The organism is Cryobacterium arcticum, assembly GCF_003185895.1.
GTDB classification, from domain to species: Bacteria; Actinomycetota; Actinomycetes; order Actinomycetales; family Microbacteriaceae; genus Cryobacterium; species Cryobacterium arcticum.
In genome coordinates this window covers 561,915-583,437 of the sequence record NZ_QHLY01000012.1, presented here as the reverse complement: position 1 = coordinate 583,437, position 21,523 = coordinate 561,915, and the positions used below count along the sequence as shown (strand labels likewise).

Below are 21,523 nucleotides of genomic sequence, written 5' to 3'. Positions count from 1 at the left end.
TCTGTGTGGTGTTGCCGTGTTGCCCGTGCTGTCGGTCCGCGCACGGTCAGTCCGCTGCCGGCCGTGCCGCGGCGGGCGTGAACGACCCCCGGCCGGGTTCCCGGGTCAGGTGGAGCCGGCGCTGCAGCGCGATGGCGCTCTGGTCGGTGAGACTGGCGACCTGATCGACGACGACACGTTTGCGTGCGGCGTCGTCCGTGGCCATCGCCCAGTCCTCGCGGAAGCCGGGGTCGAGGTGCTCCTCGCCGGTCTCGAGCAGGGTGTCGGCCAGGTAGGTCAGGGTTGCGCGCTGTTCGACGTAGATCGGCTGGCGCACGTGGGTGGACATGACGACAGCGGCGACGATGCCCTTGAGCACCCCGATCTCGGCCTGCACCTCGCGGGGGACAATCACATTCGCGCTGAAGCGGATGAGGTGCCTGCCGGGGTATGCGGCCTTGGTCGCGGCGACCGCGGCGCCGCTGAACCGCCCGATCAGCTGGCTGGTCAGGTTCTTCAGCCGGCCCTGGTCGTGCCGGCCTGCCGTCCAGCTGTGCAGCCAGACGTCGAGGGCGTCCAGGCGGTCGAAGGCGGCGAGGAGCTCGTCGTGGCTGAATTGACCACCGGTCCACTCGTACATCGAGGCGACCAGGGCGGGGTGGTCGCTGCGGCTGGAGAGCAGCTCCACGTCGAGGTAGCCGCCGACGACGGCATCCTCGAAGTCATGCACGGAGTAGGCGATGTCGTCGGAGAGGTCCATCACCTGGGCCTCGACACAGAGTTGACGGTCCGGCGCCCCCTCGCGCAGCCACTCGAAGGCTCTGCGGTCGTCGGCGTAGTAGCCGAACTTGGCCCGGCCGCTCGGATCGGCTACCGAGGCGTCGGCCGCCCAGGGGTACTTGCAACTGGCGTCGAGGCTGGACCTGGTGAGGTTCAGCCCGAAGCTCTCGCCGTTGTCGCCGAACACCTTGGGTTCGAGCCGGCTGAGCAGGCGGAGCGTCTGGGCGTTGCCCTCGAACCCGCCGACGTCCTCCGCCCAGGTGTTCAGGGCCTTCTCACCGTTGTGGCCGAACGGAGGATGCCCGATGTCGTGCGCGAGGCAGGCGGTGTCGACGATGTCGGGATCGAGCGCCAGGCGGAGGGCCAGTTCCCGGCCGATCTGCGCGACCTCGAGGGAGTGGGTGAGCCGGTTGCGGGCGAAGTCGAGCCCGGCGGCAGGGCTCAGCACCTGGGTCTTCGCGGCGAGCCGGCGCAGCGCGCTGGAATGCAGCAGCCGCGCCCGGTCCCTGGCGAAGTCACTGCGGCTGGAGTCGTGCTCCTCGGGGCGGAATCTGGCTTCGTCGTGGGTGCTGTATCCGGTTTGATTAACCACCGCTGGTGTCCCCTTCGCCCTCGGTGAGGTTGCTGCGCTCCGACCCGGCGATCTCCCGGGAGTCGAGCCAGCGTTCGGGCAACGAGGTCTTCTTGGGGCTGCCGGCGCGGCCGCGCTGGCCCTCTGCACCGATGCCCGGGTAGGGCTGGTCGGGGTCGAGGGTGGCCAGCAGCTCGTCGAGCTGCTCCAGCGAGACCACGGAGGCGAGGCTGGCGCGGAGGTCGCCGCCGACCGGGTAGCCCTTGAAGTACCAGGCCACGTGCTTGCGCACGTCGCGGCAGGCGCGTTCCTCGCTGTCGAAGAACTCGGTGAGCAGTTCGGCGTGCCGGCGGAAGGCATTCGCCACCTGGCCCAGGTTCGGTTCGATCTGTGCCGTGGTCGGCCCCGTGCTGAACGCGGCGGCGAGGTCGCCGAACAGCCAGGGCCGACCGAGGCAGCCGCGCCCGACGACCACGCCGTCGCAGCCGGTCTCCGCGACCATGCGCAGGGCGTCGGCGGCAGACCAGATGTCGCCGTTGCCGAGCACGGGCACGCTGGTGATGGTGTTCTTGAGCGTCTCGATGGCCGACCAGTCGGCGTGGCCGGAGTAGTAGTCGGCGGCGGTGCGGGCGTGCAGCGCGATCGCGGCGACGCCGGCGCCTTCGGCCACGCGGCCGGCCTCGAGGTAGGTGAGGTGGTCGGAGTCGATGCCCTTGCGCATCTTGATCGTCAACGGGATGGGCCCTGCGGCGGTCACTGCGGCCTCGACGATCTCCCGGAACAGGGTGATCTTCCACGGCAGCGCCGCTCCCCCGCCCTTGCGGGTGACCTTGGGCACCGGGCAGCCGAAGTTCAGGTCGATGTGGTCTGCCCGGTCCTCGGCGACGAGCATGGTGACGGCCTCTGAGACGGTCTTCGGGTCGACGCCGTAGAGCTGGATTGAGCGGGTCTTCTCGCTCTCGTGGTGACGGATCAGCCGCATCGACTCCGGGGTGCGCTCGACGAGCGCCCGGGAGGTGATCATCTCGCTGACGTACAGGCCGGCGCCGTATTCGCGGCAGAGCCGGCGGAATGCGGTGTTCGTGATGCCGGCCATGGGGGCGAGCACCACGGGCACGTCGAGTTCGATGTCGCCGATCGTGAGCGGGGACACCGGGTTGAGCGTGGGAGTGGAAGTGTTCATCTCATCCAATTCTCCCAGACCTCGCCGTGCCCGGTCGCCACACCGGGCCCTGGCCGCGAAATCCGGGCGTGAGGGGCCTGTGGAGGACCGGCGGGGCCGAGATTGCCGGGTCGGCTAGATGCCGCAGGACCCGCCGCCGCAGCATCCGCCGGCCTCCGGCTGCTCGAGCAGCTGGATGATCGGGCGCAGAGCCTCGGTCGTTTCGGCAACTGTGTTGGTGGTGTTCTCGCTCATGCGGAGGTCTCCTCGACGACGGTGGGTGTGGTGCCGGTCTTTTCGCTCTGCACCTGGCGCAGGGCTTGCGCAAAGATATCAGGGTCCTGGGCGCCGGAGATGCCGTACTTGCCGTCGATCACGAAGAACGGCACCCCCTGGATGCCGTACTCGTTCGCCTGGGCGACGTCGGCCTTCACCGCGGCAAGGTATTCGTTCTCGGTCAGGGACCGCACGACGTCGGCGCGGTCGAGGCCGATGCCGGCGGCGAGGTCGGCGAGATCGTCGATCCGGCCGACGTGCCCGCCATCGACGAAGTAGGCCTTGAGCAGGCTCTCCTTCATCTCCAGCTGTTGGCCGTGCGCCTTGGCGTAGTGCAGCAGCTCGTGCGCCTTGACGGTGTTCGTCTGGTGCACGGCGTCATAGTCGTAGTGCAGGCCAACGCTCTCGGCGATGCCGGTGACCCGCTCGAGCATTTCCAGCACCTGCGGCACCGGGATGCCCTTGCGTTCGCTGAGATAGTCGACGGGGCTGCCGGCGAAGTCGACGGGTGTGTCCGGGGCGAGTTCGAAGGAGTGGTACTCCACGTCGACGTCGGCGCCAAAGGCGGCAACGCCGGCCTCGAACTTGCGCTTGCCGATGTAGCACCAGGGGCACTGCACGTCTGACCAGATGTCTACTTTGATGGTTTCGCTCACAGGAGGGCTAACCCGAGCGACCCCTCCAGTTATTCCCGGTTCATTCGGAGCCTGCCGGCGCGGACCGAGGGAGCGGGCTATGGTGCCGCTGTGACGTCCTTGATTCTGCAGCGCATGGCACTGGACCGGCAACGCCATGCTGCGGTGTTCTGGCTCGTGATCGCGGGTGTCTGGCTGGTCATCGCCGTCTTCGGCGGGTTCTCGTCGGTGTGGTGGCTGCGATGGTTTTACGTGGCGCTGGCCATTGCCACCGGGGTGGACGGCGTCAGACGACTGCTGCTGGCGCTCCGTGCCCGCCGCGCCTTCGAAGCCGAACACGGCAGGGACGCTGGAGTGCAGAAGCCCGTCTAGCCGGCGCGGCTCCGTCAGGCCGTGGGGGTGTCGACGGCGCCGCCGTAGCGGCGGTTGCGTGCGGCGTAGAGCTCGATGGCGTGCCAGAGGTCGACCCGGGAGAAGTCCGGCCAGAGGGTGTCGAGGAATACCATCTCGGCGTATGCGCTCTGCCAGAGCAGGAAGTTGCTGGTGCGCTGCTCGCCTGAACTCCGCACGAAGAGGTCCACGTCGGGCAGGGCGGCCGTGTACAGGTGCCGCTGGATGGACTTCTCGGTGATGCCGGAGGGCTTGAGCCGTCCGGCGGCCACGTCTTCGGCCAGCGCACGCACGGCATCCGCGATCTCGGTGCGGCCGCCGTAGTTGACGCACATGGTGAGGGTGAGCACGTCGTTGCCCGCCGTGAGCTTCTCGGCGAACTGCAGTTCGTTGATCACGGAGGCCCACAGCCGGGGTTTCCGGCCGGCCCAGCGCACCCGGACGCCCCAGTCGTTGAGCTGGTCGCGGCGGCGGTGCAGCACATCCCGGTTGAAGCCCATCAGGAAGCGCACCTCGTCTGGGGAGCGCTTCCAGTTCTCGGTGGAGAACGCGTATACGCTCAGGTGTTTGACGCCGATCTGGATGGCCCCGGCGACCACGTCGAGCAGGGCCGCCTCTCCGGCTTTGTGGCCCTCGACCCGGGAGAGGCCGCGGGCGTTGGCCCACCGGCCGTTGCCGTCCATGACCACGGCGACGTGCTCCGGCACCACCCGGGCGGGCAGCTCCGGCGGGTACAGCCCGGTCCAGTCCACCGGTTTGAAGGGAACGGCGTCTTTGTGCGTGATCGGTGCGGGGCTGGACGAGCGGAAGGGGTTCGGCGTCATGGGCGCACGTGCTCCAGAGATCGAAGGCCACGGCCGAGGTGCCACTGCGTGTACGCGGCGACGACCCCGGTGGCCTGGGCGTGGGTGGTGGGGTCCGCGGCGGCGGAATAGGCCCAGTCGCCGGTGAGCAGGGCGCCGAGCAGGGCGATGGTGTCGGGGTCCAGGCGGGGGGAACCGGGTGCCGCGCAGTTGTCACAGACGATGCCGCCGACCTGCGCCACAAAAGCGGAGTGCGGTCCGGGCGCGCCGCACCGGGCGCAGTCCTGGAAACTCGGCGCCCAGCCGGCCATCGACAGGGACCGCAGCAGGTAGGAGTTCAGGGTCTCGCCCGAGCCGTGCTCGTGCCGGGACAGGGAGCGCAGCGCGCCGACCAGAAGCAGGTACTGCTGCAGGGAGCCCTCGGATTCGGTGAGCTTGTCCGCCGTCTCGACCATCGCGCTCGCGGCGGTGTAGCTGCCGTAGTCGGCCGTGATCACGGCCCCGTAGGATCCGATCGATTCGGCCTGGTTGACGATGTCGAGGCTGCGGCCGATGTAGAGCTGCACGTCGACCACCATGAACGGTTCGAGCCTCGCGCCGAACTTGGACGCCGTGCGGCGCACGCCCTTGGCCACCGCGCGCACCTTGCCGTGCTGCCGGGTGAGCAGGGTGATGATGCGGTCGGCTTCGCCCAGCTTGTGGGTTCGCAGCACAACGGCTTCATCACGGTAAACGGGCACGGTCAATTCTCCCACCTGCGCGGGCGGATGTGGACGGCCGCGCCGGGCGGGCGCGGCCGCGTGGTAGATGTTGAGGGTGCACACCCCTCTTTTCGCCATTCCGCTCTGGATCGACCTCGTCGCCGTCGCCATCGGCGCCATTCAGGGCGCCATGTTCGCCGGCCGGTTCACCGACCGCCGGATGGACCTGCTCGGTATCTCGATCATCGGCATAACGGTGGGCCTGGGCGGCGGTCTGCTGCGCGATATCCTGCTCGGCGGGGTGCCTGCGGCGCTCTTGAGCAACTGGTACCTGCCCGTTGCCGCGGTGTTCGCCCTACTCGGCATGGCCCTGCAGAGCCTGTTCAACCGGCTCGGCCCACTGATCATCACCCTGGACGCCGTGACCATCGGCCTGTTCGGCGTGATCGGCACGACCAAGGCGCTCGCCGCGGGGCTGCCGGAGATTCCTGCCCTGTTCGTCGGAGTGGTGTCGGCGGTGGGCGGCTCGGTGCTGAGGGACATGATGCTGAACGTGCCGATCGCCGTCATGCACGTCGGGTCGCTCTACGCCGTGGCCGCACTGGTGGGCTGCGGGCTGCTCGTGGTGCTGGTGATCTTCGAGGTGCAGATCACCGTCGCGGCGTTGATCTGCGTCGTCGCGACGACCGTCATCCGGGTGCTCGCCGCCCGTTTCGGCTGGAGCCTGCCGCAGCAACGCGCGCTGGGCAGTTGGCCGCACTGGCGCCGGCGTGGCCCGATCCCGCCGCTGCGCGCGTGGAAGCGCCGCCGCCGCGTGACCGTGGCCGCCGACCCCGCCGCTGACGGCGGAGCCTGAGCGCGATCCCACCCTTTCCTGAGGTTTTTTCACTCTGCGGGTTTTTGCTCTCGCCTTTCCCCTCATCTGGGGTCAGTATTGAGGTACAAACCACGTCGCAGGGAGGTACTCCATGAAACGATTCGAGGGCACTGCGCCCGACCTGTTGCCCGTCCTTTCCCGGGGCAAACACAAGTCCCCCCGCAGCGGAGCGTGCTTCATGGAGTTCGCGTCGCATCTGTCCGGCGAAACGTGGAGTGACCACCCGGCTTGCACCCACCCGGTCCTGGCGTCCCTCGCCCGGATGGTGAACGACTGCACCTCGGACGAGGCCAGGTCACGTTTGATGATGTTGATCCCGTCGGTCATCGGACTGCGCGGCGACGACCCCCGGGTGCGCCTGGTCGTGGCCCTGCGGGCCGCGACGGCAGGACTGCCGGTCGTCAGCGCCGACCACCAGCGCGCCCTGGCCGTCGGTATCCTCAACTGTCAACGCCACCTGGGCCGCGTCTCGACCGAGGGAGCGATTGACGTGTCCGACCAGGTGCGGGACGCCTTCGACCGCGCGCCGCAGACCGAACGCTGGGCCCGGGAATTCATGGGCTCGGTGGGATCCTGGTCCCGCACCCGGTTCACTGACCGCACGGCGGAGTCGATCATCCGAATCACGGTGCAGGGCATCGCCGAAGCGTGCATCCCCGACACCGACGAGAGGCTCTACCGCCTGCTCTCCGACGCGATCGACGATTGCACGCAGGTGCTCGGCAAGCCGGTCGGCGAGCCCGTGGTGGTGCCACAGCCGCTCAGCCCCAGTGAAGCCCGGCGGGCCCTGCGGGTCTGAGTTGCACACGCTCTGACCGCGCACCGACCACACGCGCACGCAGGATGTCCCCGGTACCGACAATCAGTCGGCACCGGGGACATCGTGCTGCCCGGGCGTCCCTCACAGCTAGAGAGTTGCGCATTTAGGAAACCGCGCAGGCAGGAAGCCGCGCAGTCAGGAAACTCAGACGGCGGCCAGTTCCCGGTCACCGGCTTCGGCGCGGATGCCCCGGTTGACAGCCGAGACCACAGCCTTCAGCGACGCAGTGGAGATATCGGGATCGATGCCAACGCCCCAGAACCGCTTGCCGTTCACGTCGAGTTCGACGTACGAGGCCGCCGTGGCGTCTCCGCCGGCCGACATGGCGTGTTCGACGTAGTCGTAGAGCGTGATCGAGATCCCGCGTTCGGCCATGATGCCCAGGAAGGCCGCGATGGGACCGTTGCCCGATGAAGTGGCACCGGCGACGGTGTCAGAGTCGCGCAGATCGACGGAGAGGTTGACCACCCCGCCGAGGTCGCTGGACGTCCGGGTGGAGAAGAGCTCGAACCGTCCCCACTTCGCATCCGGGTTGTCATGCGTGGCCGGCAGGTATTCGTCGGTGAAGACGTCCCAGATCTGCTCGCTGGTGACCTCGCCGCCGTCGGCATCGGTCTTGGCCTGCACGACCCCGGAGAATTCGATCTGCAGCTTGCGCGGCAGGTCGAGGTGGTGGTCGGTCTTCAGCAGGTAGGCGACGCCGCCCTTGCCGGACTGGGAGTTGACCCGGATGACGGCCTCGTAGCTGCGGCCGAGGTCCTTCGGGTCGATGGGCAGGTACGGTACGGCCCAGAGCAGGTCGTCGACGCTTCTGCCCTTCTCGGCGGCTTCGACAGCCATGGCCTCGAAGCCCTTCTTGATGGCGTCCTGGTGCGATCCGCTGAACGCGGTGAAGACCAGGTCGCCGGCCCAGGGGCTGCGCTCGGGCACCGGCAGCTGGTTGCAGTACTCCGCGGTGCGCTTGACCTCGTCGATGTTGCCGAAGTCGATCTGGGGGTCGATGCCCTGGGTGAACAGGTTGATGCCCAGTGCGACGAGGTCGACGTTGCCGGTGCGCTCACCGTTGCCGAACAGGCAGCCCTCGATACGGTCGGCGCCGGCCAGGTAGCCCAGCTCAGCGGCCGCGATCGCGGTGCCCCGGTCATTGTGCGGGTGCAGGGAGAGAATCACGTTCTCGCGGTGAGCCAGGTGCCGGCTCATCCACTCGATCGAGTCGGCGTACGCGTTCGGGGTGGCCATCTCGACCGTGGCGGGCAGGTTGATGATGACCTTGCGCTCCGGGGTGGGTTCGAAGATCTCGATCACTTGGTTGGAGATGTCGACAGCGAATTCGAGTTCGGTGCCGGTGAAGCTCTCCGGGGAGTACTCGTAGTAGACGGTGGTGCCGGGCACGGTGGCCTCGAGGGCGCGGCAGGTGCGGGCGCCGAACAGGGCCAGGTCGATGATGCCCTGCTTGCCTTCGCGGAAGACGACATCGCGCTGCAGCACGCTCGTGGAGTTGTAGAGGTGCACGATGGCCTGCTTGGCACCCTGGATGGACTCGTAGGTGCGGCGGATCAGGTGTTCGCGAGCCTGGGTGAGCACCTGGATGGTGACGTCGTCAGGGATCGCGCCGTCCTCGATGAGGCTGCGGACGAAGTCGAAATCGGTCTGGCTGGCCGACGGGAAGCCGACCTCGATCTCCTTGTAGCCCATCCGCACGAGCAGGTCGAACATGATCCGCTTGCGCTCGGGGCTCATCGGGTCGATGAGTGCCTGGTTGCCGTCCCGCAGGTCGACGGCGCACCAACGGGGTGCGACGGTGATGCGGTTCGCCGGCCAGGTGCGGTCCGGCAGGTCGACGCTGAACTGGTCCTGGTACGGACGGTACTTGTGCACGGGCATCGTGGATGCGGCCTGATTGTTCTTCATGGTCTGTTGTCTCCTCGCGAGTGGTGGTCAGCCGACGACGAACTCCGCGACGAGTGAGGCCTCAGATTAGGACTCGTCGCGGCAGCTAAGGAGGAGCAGACCGAACAGCACAACAAAGAGGGTAACACCGATTCCGCCTGGAGTCCCGTGCGAGTTCGCGCGGAACCCGGCCCGGATGCCGAGCGAGCGTGAGCGGCATCCGGGCGGGGCGACATCGTTAGGCGGCGGCCAGGGCGGTCACTGGAGACACCGACACCGCCCGGCGGGCGGGCACGAGGGTGGCACCGACGGCCAGGACGAGGGTGCCGGCCAGGCAGAGCACAACCAGGAGCCAGGGCACCGCTGGGGCGACGAGTCCGCCGCCGGCAACCGAGCCGAACAGGGATTGCGCCGCCGCCCAGCCGTACAAGATTCCGAGGGCCAACCCCAGGCCCACCGCGGCGACGCTCATCTGCAGGCTCTCGGCCATGATCATGGCCCGCACCTGCCGACCGGTGAAGCCGAGCGCACGGAGCAGCCCGATCTCGCGGGAGCGCTGCAGCACGCTCAGCGCCAGGTTGTTGACCATGCCGACCGCGGCGATCAGGGCGCTGAATCCCACCAGCACCGAGATCACCGCCAGGCTGATGCCAACCATCTCGCTGATCGCCGCGCGCACCGACGGGTCTTCCATGGCGAGTTCCATCATCTTCTCGAAGGTGGCCCCGGCGACTGCGAACATGGTGATCAGCGTCACACCGATAACCAGGCCGATCGTGGCCCTGGAGCTTCGCTCCGGATGTTGCTGGGAATTGGCGGCCGCGAGCATGACCGGCGTGTTCGTGCCCAGGCCCCTGCCCACCAGGCGCAAGATAGGCGGCATGATCAGGTGCGAACCGAGCACGAGCCCGCTGAAGGACAGCAGCCCGCCGACCAGACCGAGCAGCACCCCGTATTCGCTGACCTGGCCGACGATCACACCACCGGCCAGGAACAGGACTCCGGCGATGATCAGGACCACGGCGATCACGTTACGGGCCGGCCGCCGGATAGCTTCCTCGAGCGAGAGCTCCTGGGCGGCGCCGACGGCCTGCATCGGGCTCACCGTGAGCACCCGGCGCGATCCCGTCCAGGCGGCGCCCCAGGTGGAGATCACCACGATCGCCACGGGCAGCACCAGGAGTGGTTCGAGCAGGCTGTAGCGAAGGTCGGGGATCACCCCGGTGGCGACGGCGATCTGCAGTCCCCCGGCCATCAGCAACGTGCCGGCCACGGCTCCGAGGACGGCCCCGACGGCCCCGACGGCCAGACCTTCCTTGGCCACCGCTCGGCGCTGGTCCCTGGCGCTCGATCCGATCAGGCGCATCAGGGCGATGGTGCGGGTGCGGCCCGCGATGATCGTGGCGACGGTGTTGGTGGTCACGATCGAACTGACGTAGACGGCGATGGTGATGAACAGGACCGCGACCATCGTCAACGCCGACTTGACCGCACCGATGCCGGCCACGTCGTCGCCGCTGATCACCGTGGCGAGCACGCTGGTGACCTGCAGCAGTACCACACCGAACGCGGAGGCCAGCGCCGCCACGAGCAGGCTCGCACCGCGGCCTGCATGTCCGGCCGGAACCATCTGGGTTTTCGGTTGGCCGCTCATGCGCGCTGCTCCATGCCGAGCATGATGCGGGAGATCTCTTCGGCTGACGACCGTTCCCGATCTTCGACGAGGCGGCCGTCGGCGAGGAAGAGGATGCGATCGGCGTAGCTGGCCGCGATGGGATCGTGGGTGACCATGGCGATGCTCTGCCCGTAGCCGGTGCTGGCCGCCTTGAGGAGTGCCAGCACCTCCCGACCGCTGCGGGAGTCGAGGTTGCCGGTGGGTTCGTCGGCGAAGACCAGTTCGGGCCGCGTGGCGAGGGCCCGGGCGATGGCCACCCGCTGTTGCTGGCCGCCGGAGAGCTCGTGCGGCCGGTGGGTGAGGCGATCGACCAGGCCGAGGGAATCGATCAGCTGCTCGATCCAGCCGGTCTCGGTGCTGCTCGGCCGGCGGCCATCCAGCGCGAACGGCAGCAGGATGTTGCCGCGGATGTCGAGGGTGGGTACCAGGTTGAAGGCCTGGAAGATGAAGCCGACCCGGCGCCGACGGAGCACCGTGAGGTCGGCGTCGCCCAGGCCGCTGATCTCGGTGTCGCCGAGCCAGGCCTGGCCCGAGCTGGCGGTGTCGAGCCCGGCCATGATGTGCATCAGGGTGGACTTGCCCGATCCGCTCGGCCCCATGATCGCGGTGAACTGGCCGCGGCGGATGCCGATCGACACGTCGTCGAGGGCTGTCACCGCGGTCGTGGCGGATCCGTAGGTCTTTGTGAGGGCGGTGACCCTGGCTGCGAGGCCGGGTGTGGCGGGTGTGGTTTCCATGCTTCTACGCTAGGAATTCGCCGCCTGCCGCCGCGTCCGGCTGGGGATGTAGCCGCGCGTTCCAGAGGATGATCCGGATGCCGCGCCGTGTCATCCGGACGGCTACTGGGTGAGCCGGTGTTGGAAGGCGAAGACCACGAGTTGCACCCGGTCGCGCAGCGACAGCTTCGAGAGGATGCGGCTGATGTGGGTCTTGACCGTGGCCTCGCTGAGGAACTCACCGGCGGCGATCTCGGCGTTGCTGAGCCCCAGAGCGGCCAGGGCGAAGATGTCTCGCTCCCGGCTGGTCAGGGTGCGGAATGCCTCAGGTTCTTCCTGCGCGGGTTCCGGCGCGTCGAAGTGGGCGAAGAGTTCGCGGGTGGCGGAGGCGGCGATGACGGCGCTGCCGGCGTGCACGGTGCGGATGGCGGCGAGCAGGAACTCGGGGTCGGCATCCTTCAGCAGGAACCCGCTGGCTCCTCCCCGGATGGCACGGCTGGCACTCTCGTCGAGTTCGAAGGTGGTGAGCACCACGATGCGGGGTGGCGTGCCGCCGGCCTCTTCGGCGGCGGCGAGAATGGCGACCGTCGCGTCGATGCCGTCCATCACGGGCATGCGGATGTCCATCAGGATCACGTCGGGGTGCACGGCCGCGGCCATGCTGACGCCGGCCGCGCCGTTGCCGGCCTCGCCGACGAACTCGAGGTCGGGCTGGGAGGAGACCAGCATGCGGATCCCGGCCCGGAACAGGGCCTGGTCGTCGACCAGGGCGACCCGGATGCGCGGGGCATCCGCCTGGTGCACGTCGCTCATGCGCCGGCCCCGGTGCCGGGCACGACCACGGTGGGCTGAGGCACGGGTGGGTAGAGCACGGTGCCGGCGGCGGGCCGCACGAGAGCGTTGGTGGTGATCGCCGGCAGGCGCGCCGCCACGATGAACCGGCCCCCGATCGACTCCGCGGCGAGCGATCCGCCGGCCAGCAGGGCCCGTTCCCGCATTCCGGGCAGGCCGTGGCCGAGTTCGCCGGAGGCGTCGGCGACCGGGTTGGTGCGTACAGCGTTGTCTATCGTCACGGCGACCCATCCGTCGGTCCAGGCGAGGCTCAAATATACCGCCCGACCGGCGTCGCCATGCCGGAGGGCGTTGGTGAGGGCCTCCTGCACGATGCGGTAGACCGCGAGCTGGGCGCCGGAGCCGAGGGTGGTGGGCGTACCGCTTGTGGTCCACTCGATGTCGAGCCCGGTGCTCTGCATCTGAGCCACGAGGCGGTCGAGGTCGGCGAGCACCGGTTGCGGGCCGTCGGCAACGTCCTGGCGCAGGCGGGCCAGAAGGATGCGCACGTCGCCGAGCGCATCCCGGGCCGTGGTGGAGATCGTCGTCAGGGCCTCGTCGACGGCCTCTGGATTCTGGGCCCTGGCGTATCGGGCACCGTCGGCTTGGGCGATGACGACGGCCAGGGAGTGCGCCACGACGTCGTGCATGTCGCGGGCGATGCGGTTGCGTTCCTGTTCGACCACGACGTTGCGCTGGGCCAGTCTTTGTTCCTCGACGGCCCTGTACTGCGTGAGCCGGCCATCCCTCGCGGTCTTCCAGGTGCGCATCAACAGGCCGAGGGTCCAGGACAGGCCGAGGACGGCGAGACTGGAGACGAAGGTGGCCACGAACGACCAGACCAGGCCGGCGACGGCGCCCTGCGCGACCGCGTCGCCGAGGGAGGCGGCCCCGCGTTGCGCGATGGCGAGGTACCCGGCAGAGAGCAGGGCGCCGACACCGACAGAGACCAGTCCGGCCCAGCGCACGATCCGGTCGGCGTAGGCCGCGGTGACGTACAGCACGGCGAGGACCGCGAGGTCGCTGCCGAGCACCGACAGACCCGCCAGCATCTGGGACAGGGCGGTGATCCAGGCGATCGTGAGGGCCAGGCCGGGCGAGAGCCTGCGCACCGCCAGCGCCGCGGTGAACCCGAGCAACACCAGGAGGGTCGCGATGCTGCTGCGCGCATCGAGCAGCAGTCCGACGAGGAAGAACGCGCCGGCGATGCCGGCGTCGATGCTGATGATGCGCCGCGACACCGGCCGGAATCCCGGACGGCCACTGAACGACACGGGCCCGGTCGAGGTTGTGCCCGGCGCACTCATCAACCAGGCCTCTGCGACCAGGGGCGTGGAGAGCGCCCGACCGGCATCGGGGTTCCCCCCGGCGGCGCGGCGGTCCGCGCGACCGCGCAACACCATGGCGCCCACCCAGCCGGCGACCAGCACGCCGGTGGCCAGGAGCGCCGCGGCGAGCCTGGCTCCCAGGTCGATGAAGAAGCGGAGTACGGCGTCAATACCGGGTGCGGAGGTCCCGAGGACGGGGAGTACCAGCAGGAACGTCAACAGCAGTCCGACGATCAGGCCGACGGCCAGCGCGAGGTACCGCGCGACGGGCCGACCGTACAGGCTTGCGCCCCAGGTGACCAGGCATCCGCTGGTGAACAACAGCGTCATCGTGGCCGGCTGGCCGAAGAGCAGGTCGGCGCTCGCGACGCTGGCGACGGCGCCGACAGCCAGGGCGGACAGCGGGGACAGCCGGCACAGCGCAACGGCGATGGCGAACAACCAGACCACCAGGAGCGAGCCGTACGACGCCGTCGTCATGGCGATGCTCCCCCAGACCACGGCGACCAGGAGGCCGAGCGCGGGTTCGAAGGCCCAGCGGTAGCGCGCTGTGCGCGTGAAGAAGTCCTGAACCGCCATCCGTCCAGCGTACGGCTCCGTTTGCGCCGGGACGGGGATCCGAAAAGCGGATCATCCCTGGGGCACCCGAAATCATCCGAGCGATGTACCCGGCCGGCCGGGAGGGCTGCCGGCCGGTGACCGTCTACCGCTCAGCGAGCTGCGTGACCAGGCGCTGCACGGTCTCGGTGCTCACGCCGAGTGAGCCTCCCCGGCGTACGAGAGCGCCGCCGATGGCGTCGAGCTCGCTGGGCACTCCGGCATCCAGGTCGTTCTGCAACGAGGAACGCATGCCGGGCGGGAGCTTGGCCAGGGCGCGCGCCAGTTGCTCCGCATCCGTGGGAACGCCGTCGCCGCTCGCGATGGCGGCGACGTCGGCCAGCAGAGCCGCCGTGAGAGCCGGCTCGTGCTCGAGAGCCGGCCCGAGCGGCAGCCGCCAGAACGAGGTGAGCAGCGCCATCGGGGCCAGGAAACGCAGTTTGGCCCAGAGCACCTCCTGCTCGGTGCCGCCCACCGTGACGTCGAGACCCGCGGCGGTCCAGGCCCTGACGATGCCGGACTCCGCCGCCGTGCCAGGCACGGTGAGGCGGAAGAACGGGCTCTTGTGTTCGATCACGGTGGGGCTGAGCCGAGTCGATTCGACGGCGACAGAGGCGCCGGCCACCAGGGCCGTGGGCGCGTTCGCGCGGATCGGCGCCATGTGCTCGATGCCGTTGAGCAGGGTGACCACCTCGGTGGGCCCGGCCGCGCCGAGAGCAGCGAGCACGCCGTGCAGAGCGGTGGCCTTGGTAGCCACGATCACCCGGGCTCCGGCCGGAACGCTGGTGACCACCGGCAGTCGGCAGACGGTGTCACCGAAGTGGTGGCTGCGAATCGTGAGGCCCTGGGTGCGGATCAGCTCGGCCGTATCCGGCCGGGCGACGGCGACCACGTCGATGCCGGCTCGGTGCAACTGCGCGGCGAGCACCGCGCCCACCGCTCCGACGCCCAGAACGGCGATGACCGGGTCAGACATTCGGTACCTGAGACATGGAGTTCCTCCTTCGGGCGAGAGCTCGCCGGGTTCTATTGTCGCGTGCTCGCTCGCCGCCTAAGGTGTTGCAATGCCCACATCCCCCGCCTCCGCCGCCGCGCCCGACGCCACGGCCGCGCTCCTCAGCCTCGCCGACGAGAGATTCGTCTCGCTCACCACCTACCGCAAGAGCGGCGAGCCGGTGTCGACGCCGGTCTGGATCGCCCGGGACGGGAACGATCTGATCGTCACGACGCCGAAAGAGTCCGGCAAGGTGAAGCGGTTGCGGAACAACGCCCGAGTGGCCCTGCAGCCCTGTTCCAGGATGGGTGCGGTCTCCCCCGGCACCGTCGCCGTCGCAGGCAGTGCGGTGATCGCCGACGACGACCAGAGTCGCGACCGGCTCACCGAGGTGTTCGGAGCCAAGTACAAGCTGGAGTACCGGGTGTTCCTGTTCATCGAACGCCTCGGCAAGGCAGGCGCGAAGCAGCGGGTGCTGCTGAGGATCAGCGCCCCGCCGGCCTAGAAGCCCAGGCGGCCCAGCTGCTTCGGGTCGCGCTGCCATTCCTTGGCGACCTTGACCCGGAGCGACAGGAAGACCCGCTTGCCGACGAGCGGCTCGATCTGCTTGCGCGCCCGCATGCCGACGTCCTTGAGCCGGCTGCCGGACTTGCCGATGATGATGCCCTTCTGGCTGTCACGTTCGACGAACAGGTTGGCGTAGATCTCCACCAGCTCCTGGTCGTCGCGCTCGATGATGTCGTCGATGGTGACGGCGATCGAGTGCGGCAGTTCGTCGGTGACGCCCTCGAGAGCGGCCTCGCGGATGTACTCGGAAATGCGCGATTCCAGGCTCTCGTCGGTGACGGCATCCGCGGGGTAGAGCGGGGCGTCGCTGAGCGGCAGCAGGCGCAGCAGCTCGTTGCTGAGGATGTCGAGCTGGATGTGGCTGGTCGCCGAGATCGGCACGATCGCCTCCCAGTCGCGCAGCTGCGACACTGCGAGGAGCTGGTTGGCGACGCTGGTCTTGGAGGACAGGTCGATCTTGGTGACGATGGCCACCTTCTTGGCGCGGGGGAAGTTGTCGAGCTGTTCGTTGATGAACTTGTCGCCGGGGCCGATCGGCTCGTTGGCCGGGATGCACAGGCCCACCACGTCGACACCGCTGAGGGTGGACTGCACCAGGCTGTTCAGGCGCTCGCCGAGCAGCGTGCGGGGCCGGTGGATGCCGGGGGTGTCCACCAGGATCAGCTGGCCGTTCTTCTGGTGCACGATGCCTCGGATCGCGCGGCGGGTGGTCTGCGGCTTCGACGACGTGATCGCGACCTTCTCTCCCACCAGGGCATTCGTCAGCGTCGACTTGCCCACGTTAGGGCGCCCGACGAAGGAGACGAACCCCGCTCGGAAATCAGGTTCTGTTGTCATGTCCGTGTGCTCCTTCGGCGTCCGGCATCCCGAGGAATGCGGACTGTGCGTCTTTCAACGCCTTGTCTGGTTCAACCAGCACTGTGCTGATTCGTTTGCGGCGGCCCTCTGTGCGTTCGGCGGTGAGGATGAGGCCGCTGGTGCGGGCTTCCGACCCGGCGACGGGCAGTCGGCCCAGCGCCTTGGCGAGGAGTCCGCCGACCGAGTCGACCTCGTCGTCGTCGAGGTCGAGGTCGAAGAGTTCGCCGAGTTCGTCGACCGGGAGACGGGCGCTCACCCGGAACCGGCCGTTGCCCAGGTCTTCGATTTCGACGACGTCGCGGTCGTACTCGTCGGAGATGTCGCCGACGAGTTCCTCGATCAGGTCCTCGAGCGTGACCAGTCCGGCGATACCACCGTACTCGTCGACGACCATGGCGAGGTGGTTGGATTCGAGCTGCATGTGACGCAGCAGCGCATCCGCCTTCTTGGATTCGGGCACGAACTGGGCGGCCTTGGCGAGGTCACGCACCGTGAGCGTCTCGAGGTTCTTCGGCCGTTCGTAGACCAGCCGGGCGACGTCGCGCAGGTAGAGCACGCCGATGACGTCGTCGACCTCGCCGTCGACCACCGGCACCCGGGAGAAGCCCTTGCTGAGGAACAGGCCCATGGCGGCGCCGACGCTCGAGTCGGCGTCGACGGTGACCATGTCGGTGCGCGGGATCATCACCTCACGCACGACGGTTTCGCTGAACTCGAAGATCGAGTGGATGAGTTCCCGGTCGTCTTCCTCGATCACATCGAGTTCGGTGGCCTCGTCGACCATGCTCAGCAGCTGGTCCTCCGAGGTGAAGGTGGCCAGGCGGCTGCGGCCGGGGGTGACCCGGTTGCCGAGGGCCACGAGCGCGTTCGCGACCGGGCCGAGCAGTACCCGCAGGAAGTGCACCAGGACGGCCGTGAGCAACAGCAGGTTCTTCGGGTGCGCCCGGCCGACGCTGCGCGGGCTCGCCCCGACCAGCACGAACGACACTGCGGTCATCAGCAGGGCGGACAGCAGCAGCGCCAACCAGATCTGGTCGATCGTGGTGGCGAAGACCAGGGTGACCAGAACGGCTGCAGTCGTCTCCGCGATGATGCGCACGAAGTTGATCGCGTTCAGGTGCGCGCCGGTGTCGGCCGCGATGGCGCGCAAGGACCGCTTGGACCGTGCGGTGACTGCGAGCTCGGAGATGTCAGCCCGGGATTGCGATGTGATCGCGGCGTCGACGGCGGCCATCAGCCCGCCGAATGCGACGAGCAGGATGGCGGCCGTGAGGAACCACCCGACGATCATCGGGGGCGGCGTCGTTCCTGCATGGCGAAGCCGATCAGGATGTCGCGCTGGATGCCGAACATCTCCTTCTCTTCTTCGGGCTCCGCGTGGTCGAAGCCCAGTAGGTGCAGGATTCCGTGCGCGGTGAGCAGGAACAGTTCGTCGAGGGTGCTGTGGCCGGCGGTCTCCGCCTGGCCCTGCGCCACCTGGGGGCAGAGCACGATGTCGCCGAGCAGGCCCGGTGGGGTCTGGGCGTCCTCGGTGCCGGGGCGCAGTTCATCCATCGGGAAGCTGAGCACATCGGTGGGGCCCGGCTCGTCCATCCACTGCACGTGCAGCTGTTCCATGGCGCCCTCGTCGACGAGCACGATCGCGAGTTCGGCGTCGGCGTGCACGTGCATGGTGTCCAAGGCGAAGGCCGCCAGCCGTTGGATGGCGGCCTCGTCGACCGGGATGGCCGACTCGTTGTTGATTTCGATGCTCAACTGGATCTCCGTTTCGGGGTGCGATCGCGCGGATTCCCCTGGTGCGGAGCGCGGGCGGCGAAGTCGCGGGCCTGTTCGCTTTCGTAGCGTTGGGCCTGCTTCTGCGCGTCGTATTCGGTGTACGCATCGACGATGCGACCGACAAGGCTGTGGCGCACGACGTCTGCGCTGGTCAATCGTACGAAGGCGATGTCGTCGATGCCGTCGAGCACGCGGGTCACCAGACGCAATCCGCTCGCTCCGGCCGGCAGGTCTACCTGGGTGATGTCGCCGGTGACGACCATCTGTGAGCCGAAGCCGAGCCGGGTGAGGAACATCTTCATCTGCTCCGGCGTGGTGTTCTGCGCCTCGTCGAGCACGATGAACGCCGAGTTGAGGGTGCGGCCGCGCATGTAGGCCAACGGCGCCACCTCGATCGTGCCGGCGGCGAGGAGCTTGGGAACCAGCTCGGGGTCCATCATCTCGAACAGGGCGTCGTAGAGCGGGCGCAGGTACGGGTCGATCTTGTCAGTGAGGCTGCCGGGCAGGAAGCCGAGGCGTTCGCCGGCTTCGACGGCCGGCCGGGTGAGGATGATGCGGTCGACCTCCTTGCGCTGCAGGGCCTGCACGGCCTTGGCCATGGCGAGGTAGGTCTTGCCGGTTCCGGCCGGGCCGATGCCGAAGACGATCGCGTTCTCATCGATCGCGTTGACGTAGTCGCTCTGTCCGAGCGTCTTGGGCCGCACGGTGAGACCACGGGAGGTGAGGATCGCCTGGCCGAGCACCGTCGATGGGCTCGACGAGCTGTCGGCGTCGAGCATCCGCGCCGAGGTGCTCACTTCGGCCTCGCCGAGGTTCGCGCCGGTGCGGAGCAGCAGCTGCAGTTCTTCGACCAGCCGCACCACGGCATCGACGCCGGCGGCCGGGCCGGTCAGGGTGACCTCGTTGCCGCGCACGTGCACCGTGACGGCCGGGTATTCCTTCTCGATCGTGCTGAGGAAGCGATCCTGCGGTCCGAGCAGCCGAACCATCGCGACACCGTCGACGAGGAGTTTGCGTACGGCGGGCAGCGACGCGGCCCCGGTGGTCTCAGGGTCAGTGGGCTGCAAGCGTACCCTCCTCGAGAACGCCGCCGAGCACGTGGGCGTGCACATGGAAAACGGTCTGGCCGGCGGACGCGCCGGTGTTGAAGATCAGGCGGTATTCGCCGTCGCAGTGCTCAAGGGCCACCCGTTCGGCGACCGCCACGAGTTCGGCCAGGAGCGCCGGATCCGCCGCAGCGAGTTGGCCGACGTTCTGGTACTGCTCGGTCTTGGTGGTCACGACCACGTGCACCGGCGCCTGGGGCGCGATGTCGTTGAAGGCGATGATGTGGTCGGTTTCCGCCACGATAGTCGCCGGAATCTCGCGCGCGGCGATGCGGCTGAAGATGGAGGGTTCTGCACCGGGGGAAGCCATATCTCTATCTTAAGCGAACTACCAGCGATCGAGGGCTGCGTTGAGGATGGCCACCGCCGCGGGACCGGCAGTGGAGGTGCGCAGCACGGTGTCACCCAGCTTCACCCGGGTGGCGCCGGCCTGCTCGAGGATGTCGAGTTCCGATGGCGCGATCCCGCCCTCCGGCCCGACGACGAGCACGATGTCCCTGTCGTCGTTCGGCGCGCCGATAGCGGTGAGCCGGGCGGATGCGGTGGGCTCGAGCAGCAGCATCCGGCTGGTGGCCGCGAGCTGGGCGAGTTGCTTGGTGCTGGTCAGCGGCAGTACCTCCGGCAGCCAGGGCCGGATGGACTGCTTGCTGGCTTCCCGCACGATCGCGGCCCAGCGCGCCTGGCCCTTGGCGATCTTGACGCCGTCCCAGCGGGCCACCGACCTGGCGGCGGCCCACGGAATGACGGCGTCGATACCGAGTTCGGTGCCGGCCTGCACCGCGAGTTCGTCGCGGTCCCCCTTGGCCAGCGCCTGCACCAGCACGATCCGGGGCGTGGACGCCGGGGTGCGGGTGACCGAGTCGACGCGCACGACCAGCTCGGCCGGTGCGGCCGAGACCACGGTGACGCCGAGCACCAGGCCTGCACCGTTGCCGAGCAGCAGGGTCTCGCCCGGGCGCACGCGGCTGACGGTGACGGCGTGCTTGGCTTCGGCGCCGGTCACCGACACCGTCGCCCCCACGACCACCGGCGTGCTGCCGGTGTCGAGGGTCTCCGAGAGGAAGAAATGCGCCACTGGGTCTCTTAGCCGAGGAACCGGTCGCGGAGCTTCGCGAACAGGCCCTGCTGGAACTGGCTGAGCGCGGGAGCGGGAACCTTGTGCCTGGCGGCGAAGGCTTCGATCAATTCGCGTTCCTTGTGATCGAGCTTGGTGGGGGTGAGCACCTGTACACCGACCCGGAGGTCGCCTCTGCCGTTGCCGCGGAGGCGCGTGACACCGCGGTCCTTGACGGTGAGGATCTCGCCGGCCTGCACGCCGGGGCGCAGTTCCAGCTCGATGTCACCGTCGAGCGCCTTGATGGTGGCGGCGGAGCCGAGGATGGCATCCGTCATGGGCACTTCGAGCGTGCAGAGCAGGTCATCACCGTCGCGGCTGAAGACGTCGTGATGGCGCACCTTCATCTCGAGGTACAGGTCGCCATTCGGGCCGCCGGCGGGGCCGGCCTCTCCCGAGCCGGGCATCTGCAGGCGCAGGCCCGTGTCGACGCCGGCGGGGATGTCGACGGGCACGCTGCGGCGGGCGCGAACCCGGCCCTGGCCCTGGCAGGTGACGCAGGGCGTGGCGATGATGGTGCCGTAGCCGCGGCAGGAGCCGCAGGGGCTCGAGGTCATGACGTTGCCGAGCAGGGAGCGCACGGCGCGCTGGATGCTGCCGGTGCCGTGGCAGATGTCGCAGGTGACCGGGGAGGTGCCGGGTTGGCAGCAGGAGCCGTTGCAGGTGGCGCAGACCACGGCGGTGTCCACCTCGATGTCGCGGTGCGTGCCGAAGATGACCTCGTCGAGGTCGAGTTCGACCCGGATGAGCGCATCCTGGCCACGTTCGCGGCGGGACCGCGGACCACGACTGCCGCCGCCTCCCCCGCCGAAGAAGGTCTCGAAGATGTCGCCGAAGTTGCCGGCGTCGAAGCCGCCACCCTGACTGGAGCCCGAGCCGCCGCGGTCGTAGTTCTGGCGCTGCTTCGGGTCGCTGAGCACGTCGTAGGCGTGCGTGATGGTCTTGAACCGCTCGGAGGCTTCCGCACCCGGGTTCACATCGGGGTGCAGCTGGCGGGCGAGCTTGCGGTACGCCTTCTTGATCTCATCGGTGGTGGCATCGCGGGCGACGCCGAGTGCTTCGTAATGGTCAGCCAAA

General features: G+C 68.7%; 22 protein-coding genes. 4 read left to right on the top strand and 18 right to left on the bottom strand.

What is annotated here, in order from left to right; all coding sequences use genetic code 11:
- Positions 1-46: 46 nt before the first annotated feature.
- From CTB96_RS12410 to CTB96_RS12405, 3 genes are all read right to left on the bottom strand, one after another.
- Entirely contained in the window at positions 47-1,351 is a 1,305-nt protein-coding gene (locus tag CTB96_RS12410; RefSeq protein WP_248283361.1) for a deoxyguanosinetriphosphate triphosphohydrolase, read from the bottom strand.
- Positions 1,344-2,513 carry a tRNA dihydrouridine synthase DusB gene (dusB, locus tag CTB96_RS20815; RefSeq protein WP_146215816.1) on the bottom strand — a complete coding sequence of 390 codons (1,170 nt, stop codon included), beginning with the start codon at positions 2,511-2,513 and terminating at the stop codon, positions 1,344-1,346. The genes CTB96_RS12410 and dusB overlap by 8 nt, the downstream gene beginning before the upstream one ends.
- Positions 2,514-2,743: 230 nt before the next feature.
- The gene (locus CTB96_RS12405; protein WP_219993262.1) at positions 2,744-3,424 is read right to left on the bottom strand and encodes a DsbA family oxidoreductase; all 681 of its coding nucleotides are present in this window, start codon (positions 3,422-3,424) and stop codon (positions 2,744-2,746) included.
- 90 nt (positions 3,425-3,514) lie between these two features.
- On the opposite strand from CTB96_RS12405, the gene CTB96_RS12400 reads away from it, so the two are divergent.
- On the top strand, positions 3,515-3,775 hold the full coding sequence (locus CTB96_RS12400; protein WP_181397363.1) for a hypothetical protein: 261 nt from the start codon (positions 3,515-3,517) through the stop codon (positions 3,773-3,775).
- Positions 3,776-3,789: 14 nt separating this feature from the next.
- On the opposite strand, the gene CTB96_RS12395 is transcribed toward CTB96_RS12400, so the two are convergent.
- Together CTB96_RS12395 and recO are read right to left on the bottom strand one after the other, a co-directional pair.
- Positions 3,790-4,617 carry an isoprenyl transferase gene (locus tag CTB96_RS12395; RefSeq protein ID WP_110127195.1) on the bottom strand — a complete coding sequence of 276 codons (828 nt, stop codon included), beginning with the start codon at positions 4,615-4,617 and terminating at the stop codon, positions 3,790-3,792.
- The gene (gene recO, locus CTB96_RS12390) at positions 4,614-5,336 is read right to left on the bottom strand and encodes a DNA repair protein RecO (RefSeq protein ID WP_110128470.1); all 723 of its coding nucleotides are present in this window, start codon (positions 5,334-5,336) and stop codon (positions 4,614-4,616) included. Before recO ends, CTB96_RS12395 begins: the two co-directional genes overlap by 4 nt.
- 76 nt (positions 5,337-5,412) lie before the next feature.
- On the opposite strand from recO, the gene CTB96_RS12385 reads away from it, so the two are divergent.
- Complete coding sequence (locus CTB96_RS12385) at positions 5,413-6,153, top strand: trimeric intracellular cation channel family protein (protein ID WP_427846487.1); 741 nt, start codon at positions 5,413-5,415, stop codon at positions 6,151-6,153.
- 112 nt (positions 6,154-6,265) lie between these two features.
- The gene (locus CTB96_RS20540) at positions 6,266-6,973 is read left to right on the top strand and encodes a hypothetical protein (protein WP_181397251.1); all 708 of its coding nucleotides are present in this window, start codon (positions 6,266-6,268) and stop codon (positions 6,971-6,973) included.
- A gap of 165 nt (positions 6,974-7,138) precedes the next feature.
- Here the strand turns inward: CTB96_RS20540 and leuA are convergent, their stop codons facing one another.
- The 6 genes from leuA to CTB96_RS12350 all read right to left on the bottom strand — a co-directional run bounded on the left by leuA (position 7,139) and on the right by CTB96_RS12350 (position 15,007).
- The gene (gene leuA / locus CTB96_RS12375; RefSeq protein ID WP_110127192.1) at positions 7,139-8,905 is read right to left on the bottom strand and encodes a 2-isopropylmalate synthase; all 1,767 of its coding nucleotides are present in this window, start codon (positions 8,903-8,905) and stop codon (positions 7,139-7,141) included.
- Positions 8,906-9,122: 217 nt separating this feature from the next.
- Complete coding sequence (locus tag CTB96_RS12370) at positions 9,123-10,538, bottom strand: ABC transporter permease (protein ID WP_248283360.1); 1,416 nt, start codon at positions 10,536-10,538, stop codon at positions 9,123-9,125.
- On the bottom strand, positions 10,535-11,296 hold the full coding sequence (locus CTB96_RS12365; protein ID WP_110127191.1) for an ABC transporter ATP-binding protein: 762 nt from the start codon (positions 11,294-11,296) through the stop codon (positions 10,535-10,537). The genes CTB96_RS12370 and CTB96_RS12365 overlap by 4 nt, the downstream gene beginning before the upstream one ends.
- A gap of 102 nt (positions 11,297-11,398) precedes the next feature.
- On the bottom strand, positions 11,399-12,088 hold the full coding sequence (locus CTB96_RS12360; RefSeq protein ID WP_110127190.1) for a response regulator: 690 nt from the start codon (positions 12,086-12,088) through the stop codon (positions 11,399-11,401).
- The gene (locus tag CTB96_RS12355) at positions 12,085-14,013 is read right to left on the bottom strand and encodes a sensor histidine kinase (protein ID WP_248283359.1); all 1,929 of its coding nucleotides are present in this window, start codon (positions 14,011-14,013) and stop codon (positions 12,085-12,087) included. Before CTB96_RS12355 ends, CTB96_RS12360 begins: the two co-directional genes overlap by 4 nt.
- 124 nt (positions 14,014-14,137) lie before the next feature.
- Complete coding sequence (locus tag CTB96_RS12350) at positions 14,138-15,007, bottom strand: ketopantoate reductase family protein (RefSeq protein WP_110127189.1); 870 nt, start codon at positions 15,005-15,007, stop codon at positions 14,138-14,140.
- 88 nt (positions 15,008-15,095) lie between these two features.
- Here CTB96_RS12350 and CTB96_RS12345 point away from each other — a divergent pair, with 88 nt between their 5' ends.
- Positions 15,096-15,530 (top strand): PPOX class F420-dependent oxidoreductase, encoded by a 435-nt coding sequence (locus CTB96_RS12345; protein ID WP_110127188.1) that lies wholly within the window; start codon positions 15,096-15,098, stop codon positions 15,528-15,530.
- Here CTB96_RS12345 and era read toward each other — a convergent pair.
- The 7 genes from era to dnaJ form a co-directional block, all read right to left on the bottom strand.
- Positions 15,527-16,429 carry a GTPase Era gene (era, locus tag CTB96_RS12340; RefSeq protein WP_110127187.1) on the bottom strand — a complete coding sequence of 301 codons (903 nt, stop codon included), beginning with the start codon at positions 16,427-16,429 and terminating at the stop codon, positions 15,527-15,529. The genes CTB96_RS12345 and era overlap by 4 nt on opposite strands.
- Complete coding sequence (locus CTB96_RS12335) at positions 16,413-17,741, bottom strand: hemolysin family protein (RefSeq protein WP_110127186.1); 1,329 nt, start codon at positions 17,739-17,741, stop codon at positions 16,413-16,415. Before CTB96_RS12335 ends, era begins: the two co-directional genes overlap by 17 nt.
- Positions 17,738-18,205: an rRNA maturation RNase YbeY gene (gene ybeY, locus CTB96_RS12330; protein ID WP_110127185.1), complete on the bottom strand. Its 468-nt coding sequence runs from the start codon at positions 18,203-18,205 to the stop codon at positions 17,738-17,740. Before ybeY ends, CTB96_RS12335 begins: the two co-directional genes overlap by 4 nt.
- On the bottom strand, positions 18,202-19,215 hold the full coding sequence (locus CTB96_RS12325; RefSeq protein WP_248283480.1) for a PhoH family protein: 1,014 nt from the start codon (positions 19,213-19,215) through the stop codon (positions 18,202-18,204). The genes ybeY and CTB96_RS12325 overlap by 4 nt, the downstream gene beginning before the upstream one ends.
- 64 nt (positions 19,216-19,279) lie before the next feature.
- Entirely contained in the window at positions 19,280-19,642 is a 363-nt protein-coding gene (locus tag CTB96_RS12320; protein ID WP_110127183.1) for an HIT domain-containing protein, read from the bottom strand.
- Between the two features lie 18 nt (positions 19,643-19,660).
- Positions 19,661-20,407 (bottom strand): 16S rRNA (uracil(1498)-N(3))-methyltransferase, encoded by a 747-nt coding sequence (locus CTB96_RS12315; RefSeq protein WP_110127182.1) that lies wholly within the window; start codon positions 20,405-20,407, stop codon positions 19,661-19,663.
- 8 nt (positions 20,408-20,415) lie between these two features.
- Positions 20,416-21,522, bottom strand: a complete 1,107-nt coding sequence (gene dnaJ / locus CTB96_RS12310; RefSeq protein ID WP_110127181.1) for a molecular chaperone DnaJ — start codon at positions 21,520-21,522, stop codon at positions 20,416-20,418.
- Position 21,523: the final 1 nt, after the last annotated feature.